The 19,348-nt window shown below is 64.0% G+C and carries 19 protein-coding genes; 15 read left to right on the top strand and 4 right to left on the bottom strand.

Annotated elements, in window-relative coordinates; translation table 11 throughout:
* Positions 1–140 precede the first annotated feature (140 nt).
* Positions 141–881 carry a YebC/PmpR family DNA-binding transcriptional regulator gene (locus tag OC537_RS02810; RefSeq protein ID WP_005325689.1) on the bottom strand — a complete coding sequence of 247 codons (741 nt, stop codon included), beginning with the start codon at positions 879–881 and terminating at the stop codon, positions 141–143.
* A gap of 69 nt (positions 882–950) precedes the next feature.
* Complete coding sequence (gene aspS, locus OC537_RS02805) at positions 951–2,729, bottom strand: aspartate--tRNA ligase (RefSeq protein WP_106887390.1); 1,779 nt, start codon at positions 2,727–2,729, stop codon at positions 951–953.
* 433 nt (positions 2,730–3,162) lie between these two features.
* Here aspS and OC537_RS02800 point away from each other — a divergent pair, with 433 nt between their 5' ends.
* From OC537_RS02800 to OC537_RS02765, 8 genes are all read left to right on the top strand, one after another.
* On the top strand, positions 3,163–4,005 hold the full coding sequence (locus OC537_RS02800) for a DUF72 domain-containing protein (RefSeq protein ID WP_262109158.1): 843 nt from the start codon (positions 3,163–3,165) through the stop codon (positions 4,003–4,005).
* A gap of 383 nt (positions 4,006–4,388) precedes the next feature.
* Positions 4,389–5,129: a carboxy-S-adenosyl-L-methionine synthase CmoA gene (gene cmoA / locus OC537_RS02795; protein WP_171275751.1), complete on the top strand. Its 741-nt coding sequence runs from the start codon at positions 4,389–4,391 to the stop codon at positions 5,127–5,129.
* Positions 5,126–6,103 (top strand): tRNA 5-methoxyuridine(34)/uridine 5-oxyacetic acid(34) synthase CmoB, encoded by a 978-nt coding sequence (gene cmoB / locus OC537_RS02790; RefSeq protein ID WP_163135958.1) that lies wholly within the window; start codon positions 5,126–5,128, stop codon positions 6,101–6,103. Before cmoA ends, cmoB begins: the two co-directional genes overlap by 4 nt.
* Positions 6,104–6,185: 82 nt before the next feature.
* A complete protein-coding gene (locus tag OC537_RS02785) occupies positions 6,186–6,944 on the top strand; it encodes an ATP-dependent zinc protease (RefSeq protein ID WP_025326342.1) in 759 nt (252 codons plus the stop codon).
* 3 nt (positions 6,945–6,947) lie between these two features.
* The gene (locus tag OC537_RS02780) at positions 6,948–8,486 is read left to right on the top strand and encodes an inactive transglutaminase family protein (protein ID WP_106887394.1); all 1,539 of its coding nucleotides are present in this window, start codon (positions 6,948–6,950) and stop codon (positions 8,484–8,486) included.
* Between the two features lie 3 nt (positions 8,487–8,489).
* Positions 8,490–9,455, top strand: coding sequence for an alpha-L-glutamate ligase-like protein (locus OC537_RS02775; protein WP_106887395.1), 966 nt, complete (start codon positions 8,490–8,492; stop codon positions 9,453–9,455).
* A 314-nt stretch (positions 9,456–9,769) separates the two neighbouring features.
* Positions 9,770–10,684 (top strand): hydrogen peroxide-inducible genes activator, encoded by a 915-nt coding sequence (locus OC537_RS02770; protein ID WP_262109149.1) that lies wholly within the window; start codon positions 9,770–9,772, stop codon positions 10,682–10,684.
* Positions 10,685–10,800: 116 nt separating this feature from the next.
* Complete coding sequence (locus tag OC537_RS02765; protein ID WP_106887397.1) at positions 10,801–11,250, top strand: C40 family peptidase; 450 nt, start codon at positions 10,801–10,803, stop codon at positions 11,248–11,250.
* A gap of 63 nt (positions 11,251–11,313) precedes the next feature.
* Here the strand turns inward: OC537_RS02765 and OC537_RS02760 are convergent, their stop codons facing one another.
* Positions 11,314–11,607 (bottom strand): hypothetical protein, encoded by a 294-nt coding sequence (locus tag OC537_RS02760; protein ID WP_106887398.1) that lies wholly within the window; start codon positions 11,605–11,607, stop codon positions 11,314–11,316.
* Positions 11,608–11,819: 212 nt separating this feature from the next.
* On the opposite strand from OC537_RS02760, the gene OC537_RS02755 reads away from it, so the two are divergent.
* From OC537_RS02755 to OC537_RS02740, 4 genes are read left to right on the top strand one after another with little or no spacing between them, the layout of a single operon-like run.
* On the top strand, positions 11,820–13,247 hold the full coding sequence (locus tag OC537_RS02755; RefSeq protein ID WP_163155991.1) for a coniferyl aldehyde dehydrogenase: 1,428 nt from the start codon (positions 11,820–11,822) through the stop codon (positions 13,245–13,247).
* Between the two features lie 8 nt (positions 13,248–13,255).
* Entirely contained in the window at positions 13,256–13,846 is a 591-nt protein-coding gene (locus tag OC537_RS02750; RefSeq protein ID WP_262109144.1) for a TetR/AcrR family transcriptional regulator, read from the top strand.
* On the top strand, positions 13,836–14,345 hold the full coding sequence (locus OC537_RS02745) for a hypothetical protein (protein ID WP_262109142.1): 510 nt from the start codon (positions 13,836–13,838) through the stop codon (positions 14,343–14,345). Before OC537_RS02750 ends, OC537_RS02745 begins: the two co-directional genes overlap by 11 nt.
* A gap of 17 nt (positions 14,346–14,362) precedes the next feature.
* Positions 14,363–15,547, top strand: coding sequence for an iron-containing alcohol dehydrogenase (locus tag OC537_RS02740; protein WP_163155993.1), 1,185 nt, complete (start codon positions 14,363–14,365; stop codon positions 15,545–15,547).
* 15 nt (positions 15,548–15,562) lie between these two features.
* On the opposite strand, the gene cysM is transcribed toward OC537_RS02740, so the two are convergent.
* Positions 15,563–16,465 (bottom strand): cysteine synthase CysM, encoded by a 903-nt coding sequence (cysM, locus tag OC537_RS02735; protein WP_262109137.1) that lies wholly within the window; start codon positions 16,463–16,465, stop codon positions 15,563–15,565.
* Between the two features lie 146 nt (positions 16,466–16,611).
* Here cysM and OC537_RS02730 point away from each other — a divergent pair, with 146 nt between their 5' ends.
* From OC537_RS02730 to OC537_RS02720, 3 genes are all read left to right on the top strand, one after another.
* The gene (locus OC537_RS02730) at positions 16,612–16,869 is read left to right on the top strand and encodes a GNAT family N-acetyltransferase (protein ID WP_262109135.1); all 258 of its coding nucleotides are present in this window, start codon (positions 16,612–16,614) and stop codon (positions 16,867–16,869) included.
* Positions 16,859–17,443 (top strand): nucleotidyltransferase family protein, encoded by a 585-nt coding sequence (locus OC537_RS02725; RefSeq protein WP_262109133.1) that lies wholly within the window; start codon positions 16,859–16,861, stop codon positions 17,441–17,443. The genes OC537_RS02730 and OC537_RS02725 overlap by 11 nt, the downstream gene beginning before the upstream one ends.
* Positions 17,444–17,513: 70 nt before the next feature.
* Positions 17,514–19,337 (top strand): SulP family inorganic anion transporter, encoded by a 1,824-nt coding sequence (locus OC537_RS02720; protein ID WP_106887406.1) that lies wholly within the window; start codon positions 17,514–17,516, stop codon positions 19,335–19,337.
* The last annotated feature ends 11 nt before the right edge of the window (positions 19,338–19,348 follow it).

The raw sequence follows: 19,348 nt of genomic DNA, 5'->3' as shown, positions 1-19,348 counted from the left end.
CCTAGAAAGGCAAACTTAAGCGGGCATTAAGGGAGGCAAAGCGAAGGAAATGGGGCCAGAGGAGAGTCGGTGAGATAAAAAAACGGCAGCCTGAGGCTGCCGTCTGGTATTTGTCCCCAGTCAGGGGCGGTGCGATCAGATCAGAGCAGCGCAGCCACTTCGTCGGAGATGGAGCCGTTGTGGTAGACCTCCTGAACGTCGTCCAGGTCTTCCAGCATGTCGATCAGACGCATCAGCTTGGGGGCGGTGTCGGCGTCCAGCTCGGCCTCGGTGGAGGCGATCATGGTCACTTCGGCGCTCTGGGGCTTGAAGCCGGCGGCTTCCAGGCCATCGAGCACTGTGCCGAAATCGTTCGGGGTGGTGTAGACCTCGATGGAGCCATCCTCTTCGGTGACCACATCATCGGCGCCCGCTTCCAGGGCCGCGTCCATCAGGGCATCTTCGTCCACGCCCACGAAGGTCAGCAGACCCTTCTTGCTGAACAGGTAGGCCACCGAGCCGTCGGTGCCCAGGTTGCCGCCGCACTTGCTGAAGGCGTGACGCACTTCGGCCACGGTACGGTTACGGTTGTCGGTCAGGCACTCCACCATGACGGCGGAGCCCGCCGGGCCGTAACCTTCATAAACGATGGTCTCGAGCTGCTCGCCATCGCCACCACCGGCGCCGCGCTGGATGGCACGGTTGATGGTGTCACGGGTCATGTTGCCGGTCAGGGCAGCCGCTACCGCCGCGCGCAGGCGCGGGTTGTTGGCGGGATCAGCATCACCGAGGCGAGCCGAGGTGGTGATTTCGCGGATCAGCTTGGTGAAGATCTTGCCACGCTTGGCGTCTTGCGCTGCCTTGCGGTGTTTGATGTTGGCCCATTTGCTGTGACCTGCCATAAAAACTCTCCGTTATAATTTTGAAATCAATGGGATACGGGTCGCATGGCGACCCGTTCTTCAATCTTCTCAGGCGTCAGCCTTGGCATCGGCCTTGGCAACGGTGGCGATGGCCAGCTCGGTCAGCTGGGCCTGGTTGGCGAAGCTGGGAGCATCCGTCATCAGGCAGGCCGCTGCCGTGGTTTTCGGGAAGGCGATCACGTCCCGGATGTTGTCGGTACCGGTCAGCAGCATGCTGAGGCGGTCCAGACCGAAGGCCAGGCCGGCGTGGGGCGGGGTACCGTACTTCAGGGCATCCAGCAGGAAGCCGAACTTCAGGCGCTGCTCGTCCGGGGTGATCCCCAGGATGTCGAACACGGTGGACTGCATCTCGCTGTTGTGGATACGCACAGAACCGCCGCCCACTTCGTAGCCGTTGATCACCATGTCGTAGGCGTTGGCATAGGCACTCACCGGGTTGGCTTTCAGCTCGGCCGGGCCCAGGTTGCTCGGGGCGGTGAAGGGGTGGTGCATGGCAGCCAGGCCACCTTCCCCATCTTCCTCGAACATGGGGAAGTCGATGACCCAGAGCGGCTTCCAGACGTTCTCCACCAGACCCAGATCGCGGCCCACCTTCAGGCGCAGGGCGCCCATGGCGTCGCACACCACCTTCTTGCTGTCGGCGCCGAAGAAGAGGATGTCGCCGTCGGCGGCACCGGTACGGGCCAGGATCTCGCGCACTATCTCGTCGGACAGGAACTTGGCCACCGGGGACTGCACGCCCTCGAGGCCGTTGGCGGCGGCGTTGACCTTCATCCAGGCCAGGCCCTTGGCACCGTAGATGCCGACAAACTTGGTGTACTCGTCGATCTGCTTGCGAGACAGCTCGGCGCCGCCCGGGACTTTCAAGGCAGCCACGCGGCCTTTGGGGTCGTTGGCGGGGCCGGCGAACACAGCAAACTCAACGGCGGTCAGCAGGTCTGCCACATCCACCAGCTCCATCGGCAGGCGCAGGTCCGGCTTGTCGGAACCGAAGCGACGCATGGCCTCGTCGAAGGTCATGATGGGGAAGTCGCCCAGATCCACGTTCAGGATGTGCATCCAGAGTTTGCGGATCATCTCTTCCATGATTTCACGCACCTGGGGCGCAGTCATGAAGGAGGTCTCCACGTCAATCTGGGTGAATTCCGGCTGGCGGTCGGCACGCAAGTCTTCATCGCGGAAGCACTTGACGATCTGGTAGTAGCGATCGAAGCCGGACATCATCAGCAACTGCTTGAACAACTGCGGGGACTGCGGCAGGGCGTAGAACTTGCCCTTGTGGACCCGGCTCGGCACCAGGTAGTCACGGGCCCCTTCCGGCGTCGCCTTGGTCAGCATGGGGGTCTCGATGTCGAGGAAGCCCTGCTCGTCCATGAAGCGACGCACGAAGGCGCTGGCCTTGGCACGGGTCTTCAGGTACTTGGCCATCTCGGGGCGACGCAGGTCCAGGTAGCGATACTTGAGGCTGACCTCTTCGCTGTTGACCTGGTTGAAGTCCAGCGGCAGCGGCTCGGCACGGTTGATGATGGTGAGCTCGTGGGCGAACACTTCGATGGCACCTGTGGCCATGTCGCTGTTGCGCTGGGAGTCCGGACGGGTACGCACCACGCCGGTCACCTGGATGCAGAACTCGCCGCGCAGCTCGGAGGCCAGGGCGAAGGCGTCCGGCTTGTCCGGGTCGAAGAAGACTTGCACGATCCCTTCCCGGTCGCGCATGTCGATAAAGATGAGGCCGCCGAGATCGCGACGACGGTGGACCCAACCGCACAATGTAATGGTCTGCCCGGCATGGGCCTCATTGACCTGTCCGCAATAGATAGAGCGCATGGACTTCTTCCTTCGAAATGGTAGAGAGACGGTTCACCTTGGGTCGCCGGGCACGACTGGCAAGCACCGTCTGTCTCACAGCTGGCCAGATCCTGGTTCTTACCCGGTTTGAAATCAGTCTCATATCATCCGGCTCCCCGAGCCGGATACTTGCCGCCAATGCCGGCTCGCGCCGAGTGGCCCCACTGAGGGGTCGACGCGCGAGGCGAGAACATCGGCAAGCGTCGTTGTCTGGCAACCTTATGACCCCGGTCATCGCCACCTTAGGCGCACAACCCCGTGAGTCACAACGATTTGGCAAACAAAAGGGCTGGCATTATAGAGGAAAACCCCCATTTGGGTAAAATGGCCCGCAGCCTCCTTTGCCCTGTTTTTTGTTGTCCTGGCGCAAAAAGGGGAGCAAAACAGCATAAATCCGCAGACAGGAACCAACATGAGCCTCTATTTGGGTCTGCCCCAGTGGTCACACCCGGCCTGGCCCGGCCAGCTGCTGGGGGTGGGCGCCAAGCCTGCCGAACACCTCGCCCACTATGCCCGGGTGTTCAATACGGTGGAGGGCAACACCACCTTCTACGCCTCCCCCACCCCGGAAACGGTGCGCCGCTGGGCCGATGCGGTGCCGCCCCAGTTTCGCTTCAGCTTCAAGTTCCCGCAGGCCATCAGCCACCAGAGCGATCTGGTGAGCGCCGACAAGCAGGTGACGGACTTCATTCAGCTGCTGGCGCCCCTGCACGACAAGCTGGGGCAGCTGCAACTGCCCGCCCGCTTCGGCCCAGCCGGCCTGCCGCGCCTCGCCGCCTTCTTCGAGGGCTTGCCGCCGGATTTCACCTATGCCCTCGAGGTGCGCCACCCCGACTTCTTCGCCAAGGGGGAGGCGGAGCGCGCCCTCAACCGGCTGCTGATGGACAAAGGCATCAACCGCATCATGCTCGACAGCCGGCCGCTCTTCTCGGTGCCCGCCACTACGCCGGCCCTCGTCGATGCCCAGGGCAAGAAGCCGCGCCTGCCGGTGCACCTGCTCGCCACGGCCAACAGCCCTGTGGTGCGCCTCATCGGCCTTCCTCATCCCGAGGACAATCACCCCTTTTTGCCCTCATGGTTGCCCCATTGGAAACAATGGTTGGCAGAGGGGAAGGATCTCTACCTCTTTATCCATACCGCCGACAACGCCCGGGCCCCCGAATTGGCCCGTCAGGTCAGTCGGCTGCTCGGTCAGGAGATGGCTCCCTGGCCGGGGGAAAACGATCGCGCGCGCCAGGGCCTGCTGCCCTTTTAGCCGCTCCCTTCCCCGCCCCTGTTTCACCGCTAAAAAAAGCCGTTTTTTTGTGGCCCCACGGGGCTCGGCGTCAAGACAAACGCCCACCTTTCCTCTACACTACCGCCCCAAGTAAGGACCCGGACGCCCGCCATTGCATAGTGTTGCAGGCGACCGTCCGGCTCCCGGTAAAGGGCTCTGACCGCTGTCCATGGCAACACCTGCCGCAGACGGCTCATCCCCATAAAGGACCAGGATGATGGTCCATTGCGAACGGGGCGGGCCCGAAGGATCTCAAGGCCAGCCACCCCGTTCGTAAACCGGTGACGACCCGGACGGGCGTCACCCAACGACTCCATTGAACACACAGTCGGTTCGCGCACCGGCTGTCAGGTTGCGCCAGCATGCACGATCAGATTTTTGCCGCCCCCATCGCCCAATTGGGGGATTTTTGCTTTGACGAACAGGTCGTCGATGTCTTCCCCGACATGATCCAGCGCTCTGTGCCGGGTTACAGCAACATCATCTCCGCCATCGGCATGATGGCCGCCCGCTACGCCCAGCCCCAGAGCCGCCTGTACGATCTCGGCTGCTCCCTTGGCGCCGCGACCCAGGCGATGCGCCGCCATGTCAACCAGCCCGGCTGCCAGATCACGGCGGTGGATCTCTCCCACCCCATGATAGAGCGCGCCCGCGCCCACCTGTCGGGCTTCAAGTCCGAGGTGCCGGTGGAGCTGGTGGAGGCGGACATCTGCGACATCGCCATCGAGAACGCCTCGGTGGTGGTGCTCAATTTCACCCTGCAGTTCGTCGCCCCCGAGAAGCGGGCCGCCCTCATCCAGCGCATCCATGACGGTCTGCGCCCCGGTGGCATCCTGATCCTGAGCGAGAAGTTCCGCTTCGAGGATGCCCAGGTCAACGAACTGCTCATCGACTTGCATCTGGACTTCAAGCGGGCCAACGGCTACAGCGAGCTGGAGATAAGCCAGAAGCGCACGGCGCTGGAGAACGTGATGCGCACCGACAGCCTGGAGACCCACCGTGCCCGCCTGCGGGACGCCGGTTTCACCCATCAGGATCTCTGGTTCCAGTGCTTCAACTTCGGCTCCATGATTGCCATCAAATCAAGCGACGCCCAGCCATGATCGATTTCGCCAACTTTTATCAACTGATCGCCAAGAACCGGCTGAGCCACTGGCTGCATACCCTGCCCGCCCAGCTGCACGCCTGGCAGCACGACAACCTGCACGGGGATCTGCCGCGCTGGAACCGGGCCCTCAACAAGCTGCCCACGGTCGCCCCAGGCCAGGTCGAGCTTAAGAACCGGGTCGAGATCGGCAGCCTTGAGAGCATGAACGAAGGGGAGCGCAAGAAGACCGAGAGCCTGCTGCGCCACTTCATGCCCTGGCGCAAGGGGCCTTTTACCGTGCACGGCATCCACATCGACACCGAGTGGCGCTCCGACTGGAAGTGGGATCGGGTGCTGCCCCACATCAGCCCCCTCGAAGGGCGTTACGTGCTGGATGTGGGCTGCGGCAGCGGCTACCACCTCTGGCGCATGGTGGGGGAAGGGGCCAGGCTCGCGGTCGGCATAGACCCAAGCCCGCTCTTCCTCTGCCAGTTCGAGGCCATTCGCCACTTCGCCGGCAACGATCAACGGGCGCACTTGTTGCCGCTCGGCATCCAGGAGCTGCCGGAGCTGCGTGCCTTTGACACCGTCTTCTCCATGGGGGTGCTCTATCATCGCAAGTCCCCCATCGAGCACATCGAACAGCTGCGCAACCAGTTGAAAGACGATGGGGAGCTGGTGCTGGAGACGCTGGTGATAGATGGCGACGAGCGGGAAGTGCTGGTGCCCACCGATCGCTACGGCAAGATGCGCAACGTCTGGTTCATCCCCTCCAGCGCGGCCCTCAAACTCTGGGTCGAGCGCTGCGGCTTCAGCGACGTGCGGATAGTGGACGAGAATATGACCAGCACCGACGAACAGCGTCGTACCGACTGGATGATTAACGAGTCCCTGAGTGACTATCTGGATCCCGATGATCCCGCACTCACGGTCGAAGGATACCCGGCACCCAAGCGTGCCGTACTGATCGCCAGAAAGGCCAAAGACTAGCCGATGGCGGCTGTGGAAGTTACACTGACCCAATTCCAGGAAGCACAGTTAAATGAATGACATGAAAAGCAAATTAAAAGGAATGACCCTGCTCTCCCTGCTCAGTCTCGGCGGGTGTGTCAGTATGGAAAAAGCGCCCCCTGTCCCGACCCTGACGCTGGCGGAGCTTCGCAACGAGATAAGCTTGAGCGAGCAACGCCTGCAAACATCCATGGAACAGCAACAGAAGCAGTATGTGCAGCAACAGCACCTGCTGGTTCAGCTCAACACCGATGTCACCAACATGAAAGAGTCCGTGAAGAAAGTCGACAGCAAGCTGGCTACCCTGCCACCCGAGCCCCCCAAACCCATGGCCATCCCGACCGAGAAGTGCCCGGCCCCGAGCCAGGGCCACACGGTCGACGGCAAGCTGCTGGTGGGTGAAGCCGAGTGGATCTGGGTCGATGCCGCCAACGATGCCTTCCAGGCACGGGTCGATACCGGCGCCACCACCTCCTCCATCAGCGCCCAGGAGATCACCATCTTCGAGCGCAACGGCAAGAACTGGGTGCGCTTCTTCCTGAGCCACCAGGAGATGGACGACAAGATCCAGATCGAAGCGCCCCTGGTGCGTCACGTGCGGGTGCGTCAGGCTTCTGCCGACGACCTCGACCGCCGTCCCGTGGTGCGCCTCACAGTGCGTATCGGCGACATGACCGAGAAGGCCGAGTTTACCCTCAAAGATCGCAGCGACATGACCTTCCCCGTGCTGCTGGGCCGTGAATTCTTGAAAGACATCGCCGTGGTCGACGTGGCCCGCGAGTATATCCAACCAAAACCCAAGCTCAAGGATGTAAAATAATCCATGGTTTCCCGTAAGCCGTTCTATCTGCTGGTCGCCCTGCTGTTCATTGTCGGCCTGGGAATGACGTTTTATCACCATGTCGCCCTGGACGTGCCCCTCACGCCCGGTGAAAAACGTCAGATCTGGTCTATCGAAGCCAAGCTCGAGTTCGAGGCGACCGGCGAGCCGGTGATCGCCTCCCTGGCCATTCCGGGCACCCAGCCCGGCTTCACCCTGATGAACGAGAATGCCGCGAGCCCGGGCTACGGCCTGTCGTTCGTGGAAAAAGACGGGGATGCCCGCGCCGAGTGGTCCATTCGCAGCGCCTCCGGCCGCCAGGAGCTCTACTACCGGGTCGATATGATGGCGGATGCCCATGCCAAGCCCGCCGCCAACCCCCTGCCGCCCGCCATCGAGAAACAGATCGAGAGTGAGCCCTACGCCACCGCGATGAAGCAGATCCTCGAGCGCGCCCAGGAGCGTTCCGCCGACGGCTACACCCTGACCCGCGAGATCATCAAGGAGATCGAGAAGCAGGAACAGAACGCCGAGCTGCTCAAATCCCACAAGAGCCGCGCCAGCCTGATCGCCGAGCTGCTCAACAACGCCGAGGTACCGGCGCGCGTGGTGCACGCCCTGAGCCTGGAAGACGGTCGCCGTCGTCAGGAGCTGGTGGACTACCTGCAGGTGTTCAACAGCCCGACCGACTACAAGCTGTTCAACCCGCAGACCGGCGAACAGGGACAACCGGGCAACCTGCTGCTGTGGGAATACAACTCAGGTGCCCTGCTGGACGTGACCGGCGGTCACAACTCCCGCGTCACCTTCTCGATGATCGAGCAGGAGCAACCGGTGAACGTGGCCCTGGCGCAGAAGTTCGAAAAATCAGAGATGATGAACTTCTCCATCCACAGCCTGCCGCTGGAAGAGCAGGCCCTGTTCAAGGGGCTGCTGCTGATCCCGATCGGTGTGCTGATGGTGGTGTTCCTGCGGGTTCTGGTGGGGATCAAGACCTCGGGCACCTTCATGCCGGTGCTGATCGCGGTCGCCTTCATCCAGACTTCCCTGGTCACCGGTCTCATCGGCTTCCTGCTGATCGTCGGCACCGGCCTGGTGATCCGCTCCTACCTCTCAAGGCTCAACCTGCTGCTGGTGGCCCGAATATCGGCGATCATCATCATGGTGATCTCGATGATCGGTATCTTCTCGGCCTTTGCCTTCAAGCTGGGGCTGACCGACGGCATGAAGATCACCTTCTTCCCGATGATCATCCTCTCCTGGACCATAGAGCGGATGTCCATCCTGTGGGAAGAAGAGGGCCCCAAAGAGGTGTTCCGTCAGGGTGGCGGCTCCCTGCTGGTGGCGGTCATCGCCTACCTGGCCATGGATAACGAGCTCATTCGTCACCTCACCTTCAACTTCCTCGGCCTGCAACTGGTGCTGATGGCGACCGTGCTGGTGATGGGTAACTACACCGGCTACAAGCTGAGCGAGCTCAAGCGCTTCAAGCCGCTGGTGGACGAGATGAAGTCCGGTGCCACCCCGGGTAAGGACAAGTAACAGATGTGGTTCTGGCAGAAATACACCAGTCCGTGGAGCCTGTCCCAGGCAGGCATCCTCGGCATGAACAAACGCAACCACTCCTACATCAGCCGCTACAACCCGCGTCGTCTCTACCCGCTGGTGGATGACAAGCTCAAGACCAAGCGCATAGCGCTGGATGCGGGGGTGACTGTGCCTGAACTCATCGGCACCATACGCGAGCAGCACGACGTGACCCGCATCACCGAGCTGGTGAAGGATTGGCCGGGCTTCTGCATCAAGCCGGCCCGCGGCTCGGGGGGCAAGGGGATACTGGTGATCCTGCGCCAGCAAGAGGGCAGCTTCTATAAGCCCAACGGCAGCGCCTCCACCGGTCAGGATCTGGAGCGCCATGTCTCCAACATACTGGCGGGCCTCTATTCCCTGGGCGGCAAGCCCGACGTGGCGCTGGTGGAAGGCCTCATCAACTTCGATGACGTGTTCGACGGCTACTCCTTCGAAGGGGTCCCCGATGCCCGGGTGATCATCTTCAAGGGCTTCCCCGTGATGGCCATGATGCGCCTCTCCACCGCCGCCTCCGACGGCAAGGCGAACCTGCACCAGGGCGCCGTGGGGGTGGGTCTGTGCCTGCGCACCGGTCGCGCCCTGCGGGCGGTGCAGTTTGGCAACCCGCTGCGCCATCACCCGGACACAGGCCTGGATCTCTACGATCTCAAGGTGCCCCACTGGGATACCCTGCTGACCCTGGCCGCCTCCTGCTACGAGATGTCGGGTCTGGGCTACATCGGCACCGACATGGTGCTCGACAAGTTCCGCGGCCCCATGCTGCTGGAGCTCAACGCCCGTCCCGGTCTCGCCATCCAGATAGCCAACGGTCGCGGCCTGGTGCCCAATCTCAAGACCATCGAGAAGCTGGGTCAGGTCAAGATGAACGTGGAGCAGCGGGTCAACTTCGCCAAGGATCACTTCGGTATCTTCGACGAATAGCCTGCCCTCACTCCTGCAAAAACGCGCCAACAGGCGCGTTTTTTTATGGCCAGCCATGGGCGGCCCCGCAAGACGCCAGGGAAGGCCGATCCCCGTCACATCCCATGGCAACCCCCCTTCAACGGGCTGGCACAAGGGGATAAGCTCCCATGGCAGTTGTTGTAGCGACGGGCAGGTGGATGGCGGGCCTATCCCCATCCGCTTGCCCCGCAATGCACAGACCCTGCCAAGAGGGCGCCTAATCTCGGCGACAAAGCAGTCTCTCGATGGTAGATTAATCAAATCAAATAGATAGCATCGATCGGGTTTCCCCTATGCAACGTTGGCCCAGCCTGAAACAGCTGCAGTATCTGGTCGCTCTGGACGAGCACAAGAATTTCAATCGCGCCGCCAAGGCCTGTCATGTCAGCCAGTCCACCCTGAGTACCGGGATCCAGACCCTGGAGGACATGATGAACCTGCAACTGGTGGAGCGTGACCACAAGAGCTTCATCATGACGCCGGTCGGCATGGAGATAGTGGCGCGGGCGCGCAACCTGCTCTCCGACGCCCGGGATCTGATGGAGCTCGGCCAGCAGCAGGGGGGCGTCATGCACGGCACAGTCCGCCTGGGTTGCATCCCCACCATAGCCCCCTTCCTGCTCAGCAAGCTGCTGCAGGTGTGCGGCAAGGCCTATCCGGAGCTGGAGCTGCTGCTGCGGGAAGACACCACCACCAATCTGCTCAAGCAGCTGGAGCAGGGGCAGCTCGACTTGCTGATCCTGGCGCTGCCGGTGGAGATAGGCGGTTTTCACAGCAAGACGGTGGGGCTGGATCCCTTCCACATGGTGATGCCCTCCCACATGGCGGCGGGCCTGCACATGCCGTTCGACTACAAGGAGCTGCCCAATCAGAGCATCTTCCTGCTGGAGCGGGAGCACTGCCTGACCGAGCACGCGGTGAGTGCCTGCCGGCTGCGGGACAAGAGCAAGATCAACCCCTTCGCCGCCACCAGTCTGCACACCCTGGTGCAGATGGTGGGCGCCGGCCTTGGCACCACCTTCCTGCCCCAGATGGCCATAGATGCGGGCATCCTCGACAACTCGGATCTGGTGGCCATCCCCCTGCCCGGGGAGAAGCCCTATCGCGAGATTGGCCTGGTGTGGCGCCCCAGCACCACCCGGGTGCAGACCTTCTACAAGATTGCCGAACTGCTCACGCCGCTGATAAATCCCAAGGCGGCGGACTGACGCCTGGCTCGCCGGGGCCCTTTCTCTGCCCTCGGCAAGTTTTTATGCTATCGCTGTTCAGGTTCCAGGCAGGAACATCGTCTATGATGAATCCCGTGCCCTATCAAGGAGTTGAGATGTTTCGCACCTTGCTTCCGCCCCTGCTGGCCCTGCTTGTCGTCGCCTGCTCCAGTACCCCGGAGCCGCCCCCTCCTGCCCGCCAGGCCAGTGCCTTCGACGGCTTCTATCAGCAGTGGCGCGGCGTCCCCTATCGCATGGGCGGCACCAATCGCGCCGGCCTCGACTGCTCCGCCTTCACCCAGCTTGCCTACCAGCAGGTGCTGGGCTTCACCCTGCCCCGCACCACTGAATCCCAGGCCAATCTCGGCAGGCCGGTGGACAGATACCGTCTGCAGCACGGGGATCTGGTGTTCTTCAAGACCGGCTGGCAGCAGTACCACGTCGGCGTCTATACCGGTGCCGGGGAGTTCATTCACGCCTCCACCAGCAAGGGGGTGATCCGCTCGCGCCTCGACAACGTCTACTGGAACAGCCGCTACTGGCAGGCCCGCCGCCTGACCCAGTAGCCGCCACCAACGAACACCAAAAAGGCCCCGAGGGGCCTTCTTCTTTATGTGCCGCGCAGAGGCTCAGTGCTTGCGGTGCCAGCGGGGCGAGGTGGCCCGCTCGCCCCAGGGGGTCACGCAGGGCAGCAGGGCCCCTTCGATCAGCCCATCGCTTGCTGCCAGCGCCTCGGCAATCTTCTCGTGTAGCAGCCGCAGCAGGTTTTTGTCCTGCTCCGCCAGGGAGTGACCCGCGGCGAAATACTCGCGCTGATGTTGCAGCGCCAGCTTCTGGGCAAATTCATAGGTGTTGAAACTGTCCGGCATGCGCTCGATCACATCGTCCAGCCGGGCCAGCAGGCTGTGCAATTCCCTGGTCATGTGCTGCTCTCCATTTGAGTTGATGATTGAAAACTACCTCTTATTGGATAATCCACCAATCGAGATACCCCCAAACTGTGTGGCCGAGCACAGTTCCATCGGAGAACCCACTCATCCGCCCTTGCTCTGGCACGCCCTTGTTTACAAGCTGGCAACAAGCCGATAGGCTTAGACCGACTAATCAGTCGGTCAATTTTTGTGCGGAGCATGCCATGGAAGCCATACGAACAGAGTCCCCAGACAAGTTCTCCCTGCCCGAGCAGGTGAACCGCCTCAAGCAGGCCTGTCAGGCCCATCCCATGCCGAGCCTGGAGCAACGCCGCAACCGACTGAGCGCACTCAAGGGCGCCCTGCTCGCCCACAAGCAACCCCTGTGCGACGCCCTGGCCCTGGACTATGGCCAGCGCAGCGACTACGACAGCCTGGTCGCCGACATACTGCCCTGCGTCATGCAAGTCAACTACAGCCTGAAACGGCTCAAGGGCTGGATGAGACCAGCGCGGCGCCACCCCGGCCTGCTGCTGGCCCCCGCCAGGGTCGAGGTGCACTATCAGCCGCTGGGCGTCATCGGCATCATGGTGCCCTGGAACTTCCCTGTGATGCTGAGCCTGGGGCCCCTCATCGGCGCCATCGCCGCCGGCAACAGAGCCATGATCAAGCTCTCCGAGTTCACCCCCCATACCAATGCCGTGTTGCGCACCCTGCTGGCCCAGGTGTTTGGGGATGACGAGGTGGTGGTCATCGAGGGGGACGCGGGACTCGCGGCCGCCTTCAGCACCCTCCCCTTCGATCATCTGCTGTTCACCGGCTCCACTGCGGTGGGCAGGCTGGTGATGGCCGCCGCCGCCCCCCAGCTCACCCCCCTCACCCTGGAGCTCGGTGGCAAGAGCCCCTGCCTCATCGCCCCCGACATGCCGCTGGCCCTGGCGGTGGAGCGGATGATCTTCGGCAAGAGCCTCAACGCCGGCCAGATCTGCGTGGCCCCGGACTATGTGCTGCTGCCGCGGGGGCAGGAGCAGGCCTTTATCGAGGCCTATCAGGCGCACTTTCGCCGCCTCTATCCCAAGGGGCTGGATAGCCCGGATTACGGCTCCATCATCAACAGGGCCCAATACGAGCGACTCACCGCCTGGCTGGCGGAGGCGAAGCAGGCGGGCGCCCAGGTGCACCCTTGCGCCTCGCCGGCCCGGGATGACGGCGCCCGCCGCCTGGTGCCCCACCTGCTGACCGAGGTGCCCGGCCACTGCCAGCTGATGCAGCAGGAGATCTTCGGCCCATTGCTGCCCCTGGTGCCCTATGACAGCATCGACGAGGCCCTCGCCTACATAGCGGCGCGCCCGCGCCCCCTCGCCTGTTACCTGATGAGCCTGGATCCGGCGCTGCAGAGCCGCCTCATCCGGGAGACCCACGCCGGTGGCATGGCCATCAACGAGTGCCTGTTCCAGGTGGCGGCGGACGACGCCCCCTTCGGCGGCATAGGCCCCTCCGGCATGGGCCACTACCACGGCCACGAGGGCTTTCTCACCTTCTCCAAGGCGAAAACCGTGCTGCGCCGTGGCCGTTTCAGCGCCGGAACCCTGATCCACCCCCCTTATCGGCGCTGGTACCAGCGGCTGATGATGGCCCTGTTCCTGCGCTAGGAGGCTGCATGAGCGAACCCATGACAGACAAACGCCGCCAGATCCTGGATGCCGCCCTCGCCCTCTGCGCCGAGGATGGTCTGCAGGGGGCCGCCACCGCCCGCATCGCCCGGGCGGCCGGGGTGGCCAACGGCACCCTGTTTCACCACTTTCCCAGCAAGGAGCTGTTGATCCAATGCCTCTATCAGGACGTCAAGCTGCGCCTTGGCGCCGCCATCAGCGAGGCGGATCCGGCCCTGCCCCTCAGGGAGCAGGCGCGCCACTACTGGCGCCAGGCGATGAGCTGGATGCAGGCCCATCCCCACGAGCTCAAGTTCGTGCTGGGCTTCTTCCACTCCCCCTTGCTGGCCAGATCCCTGCGCAGCCAGATCCTGGGGGAGACACTGCGCTTCCTGCCGCGCCTGCTGAGCCAGGGCCAGGCCAGCGGCGAGCTGATGCAGGCCCCCCCCGTGCTGATGCTGGAGGTGTGCCAGAGCCAGTTTCTGGCCTGCGCCTCCCTCTTTGTGGACCAACCCGAGCTCGGGGAGGATCCCCACTGGCAGGCCAGCGCCTTCGCCCTCTTCTGGTCCGCCATAGCGGGAGGCCCTCATGACGCTTGATCCCCTGCTCGCCACCGGCAGGCGCCTCTGGATAGGGAGCCTGCTCTGGGTCATCGGCCGCACCCTGTGCCGCGCCGCCCGGGTCGACGAGGCGGTGCGCCGGGAGCTGGCCCCCCTGCCGGAGGGGCTCTACATCCGGCTGGAGGTTCACGGGCTGCCTCATGGCCTGACCCTGCACAAGAGGGCCGGGCGCTGGCGCTGCGGCCCCGCGCCCCGGGGGGCAACAAGCCCTCATCTGCTGCGCGTCTGCTTCAAGCACCCCGCCATCGCCTTTCGCGCCCTCAGCTTTCGCCTCGGCATCAATCAGGCCTTCTGCGAGAACCGACTGCTGGTGGAGGGGGATCTCAGTGCGGCCATGCACCTGGTGCGGGCGCTGGAGCAGTTGCAAGCCCTGATCCTGCCGGCCTTCATCGCACGGCCCCTGCTGCGCCACTACCCGAGCCCGCGCCACAAGCTGACGCGAGCCTGCCACATCTACCTGGGTCTGCTGACCGGTTGAAGAGAAGGATGAACACCATGAGCCGTTATTACGATTTCTTCTGTCCGGTCAGGTTGATGGCGGGGGAGCAGGCACTGGAGCAGCTCCCGGACGAGCTGATGGCGCTGGGGGCGCGCCGTCCGCTGCTGCTCACCGACAAGGGGGTCGGCGGCAGCGGGCTCGCCACCCTGCTGGCCAATGTGCTGGCGGAGGGGGGCCTGCCGGTGGCCGCCATCTGGGACCAGATCCCCGCCGACTCCTCCACCGCAGTGGTGGAGCGCATCGCCACCCGCTGGCGGGAGCTCGGCTGTGACAGCCTGGTGGCCCTGGGGGGCGGCTCCGTCATCGACACCGCCAAGGCGGTCAACATCCTGGTCACCCTGGGCGGGGAGCGGCTGCTGGATCACGCGGGGGCAGGTTGCCTGACCCGGCCCCTCAAGCCGCTGGCTGTGGTGCCCACCACGGCGGGCACCGGATCGGAGGTGACACTGGTGGCAGTGATCCGGGACGAGGGGAGCGGGCGCAAGGTACCCTTCACCTCCCCCTTCCTGCTGCCCCAGCTGGCGGTGCTGGACCCGCGCCTCACCCAGGGCTTGCCGCTGCCCATCACGGCCGCCACCGCCATGGACGCCATGACCCACGCCATCGAGGCCTTCATCGGCAACGGCAAGAACCCGGTCAGCGACGCCCTGGCCCTGATGGCGGTGGAGAAGATAGCCGATGCCCTGCCCAGGGTGCTGCTGGCCCCCGAGGACAAGGCCCTGCGGTTGCAACTGGCGGAGGGCTCCACCCTGGCGGGCATGGCCTTTTCCAACTCCATGGTGGGGCTGGTGCACGCCCTCGGCCACAGCCTGGGGGCCCGCTGTCACCTGCCCCACGGCCTGTGCATGAACCTCTTCCTGCCCACGGTGCTCGACTACAACAGGCCCCAGATAGACACCGAGCTGGCCCGCCTGCTGCTGCCGCTGGCGGGGCCGGAGCGCTTCGCGGCCACCCCACAGGCCCTGCGCCCCCAGGCGGCCCTGGATGCACTCTGCGCCCTGAGGGACAGTCTCTGGCAGGCGGTGGGGCTGCCGCGTACCCTGGCGGAAGCCGGGGTGACGGACAGAGCCGTGCTCAAGGATATCCGGGATCTCGCCATCAACGACGGTGCCCTGCTCTACAACCGCAAGGATGCGGACAGGGAACAGCTGCTGACGCTGCTGGAGCAGGTATGGGAATGACCCCGGGGCGCAGGATCAGATGGGTGGAGTGAAGACCCCGGTGGAGAGATAGCGATCCCCCCGATCGCAGATGATGGCCACCACCACCCCTTGGCTCAGCTCGGCCGCCACCCGCAGGGCACCGGCCACGGCGCCCCCCGAGCTGACCCCGCAGCAGATCCCCTCCTCCCGCGCCAGCTGGCGCATGGTGGCGAGCGCCTCCTCCTGGGTCACATCCAGCACCCGATCGACCCTTTGTGGCTCGAAGATGGCGGGCATATAGGCGGCGGGCCAGCGGCGAATGCCCGGGATCTGGCTCCCCTCTGCCGGTTGCAGCCCAATCACCTCTACCGCCGGGTTCTGCTCCTTGAGGTAGCGGGAGACCCCCATTATGGTGCCCGTGGTGCCCATGGCCGAGACGAAGTGAGTGATTGCCCCCTCGCTCTGGCGCCAGATCTCCGGGCCGGTGGAGAGGTAGTGGGCATCGGGGTTGGCCGGGTTGTTGAACTGATCGAGTACCAGCCCCTCGCCGCGAGCCTGCATGGCGAGGGCGAGGTCACGCGCCGCTTCCATGCCCTCTTCCACCAGCACCAGCTCGGCGCCATAGGCCTGCATGGCATCGCGCCGCTCCTGGCTCATGTTGCTCGGCATGATGAGGCGCATCCTGTACCCCCGGGCCGCCGCCACCATGGCCAGCGCTATGCCGGTATTGCCCGAGGTGGCCTCGATAAGCCGCGCGCCTGGCCCTAAGTGACCACTCGCCTCCGCCGCCCGGATGAGGTTCAGGGCCGGCCTGTCCTTGACCGAGCCACCGGGGTTGTTCCCCTCCAGCTTCACCAGCAGGGTCACGTCGGGATAGGGGTTGATGCGGCGCAGGCGCAGCAACGGGGTATTGCCAATCAGATCTTCCAGGGTGGCGAAGGCCATAACGGGATCCATCCTCTGCTAACTGTTCTATACCTTGCCTGACGAGCCGCTCGCAGGCCGGTCAGTGTAAGCGAGCCTCCTCGGCCCGCAAAGAGCACTGTTGGCAAAGTCCGGCCAGCATGCTCTGATACCCCTTCCCCACCCTTTGAGGAGCCTCCATGAGCGACATTCTTCATCAGGCCGACCAGCAGCAGTTCATCTGCGTGGTGGACGGCAAGACCTCTCGCCTCAGCTACCGCTGGCTGGATGCGGGCACTGTCGATGCCTGCAGCACCCAGGTGCCGTCCGAGCTGAGGGGACAGGGCATTGCCGACAGGCTGGCGCGCAGCTTCTACGACTGGGCCCGAGCAGAGGAGCTCACCATAGTGCCGAGCTGCAGCTACATAGACGTCTGGCTGCGCCGTCATGGGGGTTGAGGCACAAGCGACCCGGGAGGCACAGCTGCAAGCCCGCACCGAGGCCCTGCTGCGGGCCGATCCCCTGCGCATGGCCTGCCTCTGGGCAGCGCGGGAGCTGGCCCTGCCGGACTGGGCGCTGGGGGCGGGCTTCGTGCGCAACCTCATCTGGGATCACCTGCACCAGAAAGCCGAGCCGACTCCCCTCAACGACATAGATCTTATCTATCTGGATCCGGGCGACCCGGAAGGTACGGGCGAACGGGAGTACGAAGCCTGGCTCAGAATTCGCTTGCCTGATCAACGCTGGGAGGTGCGCAACCAGGCGCGCATGCATATGCGCCAGCGAGTGCCCCCCTTCGCCAGCTCGCTGGAAGCGCTCAGTCACTGGGTGGAGGTCCCCACCTGCATCGGGGTCAGGCTGCTGGCCAACGATGAGTTCGAGTGGCTGGCGCCCCATGGCTTTGGCCACAACTGGTCGCTGCAGGTGAATGCCAATCCGCGCTGCCGGCAGGAGAGCCGGATCTTCATCGACAGGATCAGGGACAAAGAGTGGCAGCGCATCTGGCCTGATCTGGTGGTGAACTGGCCATAACCGGATTGCAATGGGCCGACAACCTTGGGCACACTAAGAAAAAGCTGTTTATAACTCAATGGGTTAAATAATGCGCGACTTCTTCTCTCTCGAACGCTGGCTGCCGGGCCTCGCCGCCCTGCTGCAATATCAGCGGGCCTGGCTGATGCCGGATCTTCGCGCTGGCCTCTCGGTGGCGGCCGTGGCCTTGCCCGTGGCCATCGCCTATGCGGAGCTCGCCGGAGTGGGCGCCATCGTCGGCCTCTACTCCTGCATACTGCCCATGGTGGTCTATGCCCTCTTTGGCACCTCCCGCCAGCTCATCGTCGGCCCGGACGCCGCCACCTGCGCCGTCATTGCCGCCGTGGTGACACCGCTCGCCGCCGGGGATCCCACCCGCCAGTGGCAACTGGTGATGACCATGACCGCCATGACCGGCTTCTGGTGCCTGATCGCCAGCCGCTTCAAGCTGGGGGTGCTGGCGGACTTTCTCTCCCGCCCCATACTGATGGGCCTGCTCAATGGTGTGGCCATCACCATAATGGTGAGTCAGCTCTCCAAGATCTTCGGCTTCACCTTCAGCGAGCGCTATCTCATCGAGCGGATCTTGAATGGCACCGACTACCTTACCCAGACCCATCTGCCGACCCTGGCCATGAGTCTGACCGCCCTGCTCACCCTGCTGCTGGCCAAGCGCTACAGGCCATCCTGGCCCTCCTCCATGGTGGCCATGGTGGTGACGGCGGCCCTAGTGTGGGCCCTCAATCTCGGCCAGTTCGATATCGCCACCCTGGGGGCCGTGGGCTCGGGCCTGCCCGCCTTCCAGATGCCGGAGTTCCCCCCCGGCCTGATGCGGGAACTGGTGCTGCCGGCGCTCAACCTCGCCATGGTGAGCTTCGTCTCCATGATGCTCACCGCCCGCAGCTTCGCCGCCAAGAACGGCTACGAAATCGATGCAGACAAGGAGTTTCGGGCCCTTGGCATGGCAAACCTCGCCTCGGCTGTCTCCCAGGGCTTTGCCATCAGCGGCGCGGATTCACGCACCGCGGTCAACGACGCCAACGGCGGCAAGAGCCAGCTGGTCTCCATCATAGCCGCGGCTGTGATCGCCCTCATAACCTTCTACCTGACGGCGCCGCTGCAATTCATTCCCACCGCCGCCCTCGGGGTGGTGCTGGTGATGGCCTCTCTGTCGCTCACCGATTTTCGCGGCCTCTGGGCTCTGCGCGACTCGGACCGCGCCGCCTTCTGGCTGGCGCTGATCACCTTTATCAGCGTGCTCACCATGGGGGTGATCCCGGGGATCACCCTCGCGGTCTTGCTGGGGCTGTTCCAGTTCCTGCGCAACGTGATGCGCCCCACCGATCAGTTGCTCGGCATGGATGATGAAGGGGTGGTGCGCACCCTGGGGGACAACGAGCAGGCCAAGGCCATCCCCGGCATCCTGGTCTATCGCTTCAACTCGCCGCTGACCTACTTCAACGCCCCCTACTTCAAGCGGCGGGTGCTGGCGCTGCTGGTGCAGGATCCCCACAATCCCAAGTGCCTCATCGTGGATGCCGTGGCCTGCTTCACCCACCAGGACATCAGCGTGATGAGCATGGTGGGGGAGCTGCACAAGGAGCTCAGGCGCCGCGGCATCCACATGGTGATGGCCGGTCGCCACGGCCAGATGACCCAGTGGCTCAAGCAGGCGGGGATCCGGATCGGGGACGAGGGGGTCATCCTCAGTCCCGACATGTATCAGGCCCTGCGCCTGACCCGCTGCTACCGGGAGCCTGTGTTCAAGGATGACGAAGTGGTGGAGAGCACCACTGATACCCTGCTCTCCCGCTGGCCTCAGGATGAGACGCTACCGGACTCGGCGCGCCTCACCCGGCCCTGCGAGCAGGAAGCGGGCGCCACCCCGGTCTGACGGCAGCGCGC

Source organism: Aeromonas sp. Marseille-Q5825 (assembly GCF_946892685.1).
GTDB classification, from domain to species: domain Bacteria; phylum Pseudomonadota; class Gammaproteobacteria; order Enterobacterales; family Aeromonadaceae; genus Aeromonas; species Aeromonas rivipollensis.
Note: the sequence above shows the minus strand (reverse complement) of the source record. Positions and strands in the feature narration are given on the sequence as shown.

What these genes read in the sequence shown, in the direction of transcription:
- OC537_RS02770 (WP_262109149.1), top strand. Translation starts at nt 9,770, where the DNA reads ATGCAACGTTGGCCCAGCCTGAAACAGCTGCAGTATCTGGTCGCTCTG.
- cmoA (WP_171275751.1), top strand. Translation starts at nt 4,389, where the DNA reads ATGCACGATCAGATTTTTGCCGCCCCCATCGCCCAATTGGGGGATTTT.
- OC537_RS02755 (WP_163155991.1), top strand. Translation starts at nt 11,820, where the DNA reads ATGGAAGCCATACGAACAGAGTCCCCAGACAAGTTCTCCCTGCCCGAG.
- OC537_RS02730 (WP_262109135.1), top strand. Translation starts at nt 16,612, where the DNA reads ATGAGCGACATTCTTCATCAGGCCGACCAGCAGCAGTTCATCTGCGTG.
- OC537_RS02810 (WP_005325689.1), bottom strand. Translation starts at nt 881, where the DNA reads ATGGCAGGTCACAGCAAATGGGCCAACATCAAACACCGCAAGGCAGCG.
- OC537_RS02760 (WP_106887398.1), bottom strand. Translation starts at nt 11,607, where the DNA reads ATGACCAGGGAATTGCACAGCCTGCTGGCCCGGCTGGACGATGTGATC.
- OC537_RS02775 (WP_106887395.1), top strand. Translation starts at nt 8,490, where the DNA reads ATGTGGTTCTGGCAGAAATACACCAGTCCGTGGAGCCTGTCCCAGGCA.
- OC537_RS02785 (WP_025326342.1), top strand. Translation starts at nt 6,186, where the DNA reads ATGACCCTGCTCTCCCTGCTCAGTCTCGGCGGGTGTGTCAGTATGGAA.
- cysM (WP_262109137.1), bottom strand. Translation starts at nt 16,465, where the DNA reads ATGGATCCCGTTATGGCCTTCGCCACCCTGGAAGATCTGATTGGCAAT.
- OC537_RS02720 (WP_106887406.1), top strand. Translation starts at nt 17,514, where the DNA reads ATGCGCGACTTCTTCTCTCTCGAACGCTGGCTGCCGGGCCTCGCCGCC.
- cmoB (WP_163135958.1), top strand. Translation starts at nt 5,126, where the DNA reads ATGATCGATTTCGCCAACTTTTATCAACTGATCGCCAAGAACCGGCTG.
- OC537_RS02765 (WP_106887397.1), top strand. Translation starts at nt 10,801, where the DNA reads ATGTTTCGCACCTTGCTTCCGCCCCTGCTGGCCCTGCTTGTCGTCGCC.
- OC537_RS02740 (WP_163155993.1), top strand. Translation starts at nt 14,363, where the DNA reads ATGAGCCGTTATTACGATTTCTTCTGTCCGGTCAGGTTGATGGCGGGG.
- OC537_RS02725 (WP_262109133.1), top strand. Translation starts at nt 16,859, where the DNA reads ATGGGGGTTGAGGCACAAGCGACCCGGGAGGCACAGCTGCAAGCCCGC.
- OC537_RS02745 (WP_262109142.1), top strand. Translation starts at nt 13,836, where the DNA reads ATGACGCTTGATCCCCTGCTCGCCACCGGCAGGCGCCTCTGGATAGGG.
- OC537_RS02750 (WP_262109144.1), top strand. Translation starts at nt 13,256, where the DNA reads ATGAGCGAACCCATGACAGACAAACGCCGCCAGATCCTGGATGCCGCC.
- OC537_RS02780 (WP_106887394.1), top strand. Translation starts at nt 6,948, where the DNA reads ATGGTTTCCCGTAAGCCGTTCTATCTGCTGGTCGCCCTGCTGTTCATT.
- aspS (WP_106887390.1), bottom strand. Translation starts at nt 2,729, where the DNA reads ATGCGCTCTATCTATTGCGGACAGGTCAATGAGGCCCATGCCGGGCAG.
- OC537_RS02800 (WP_262109158.1), top strand. Translation starts at nt 3,163, where the DNA reads ATGAGCCTCTATTTGGGTCTGCCCCAGTGGTCACACCCGGCCTGGCCC.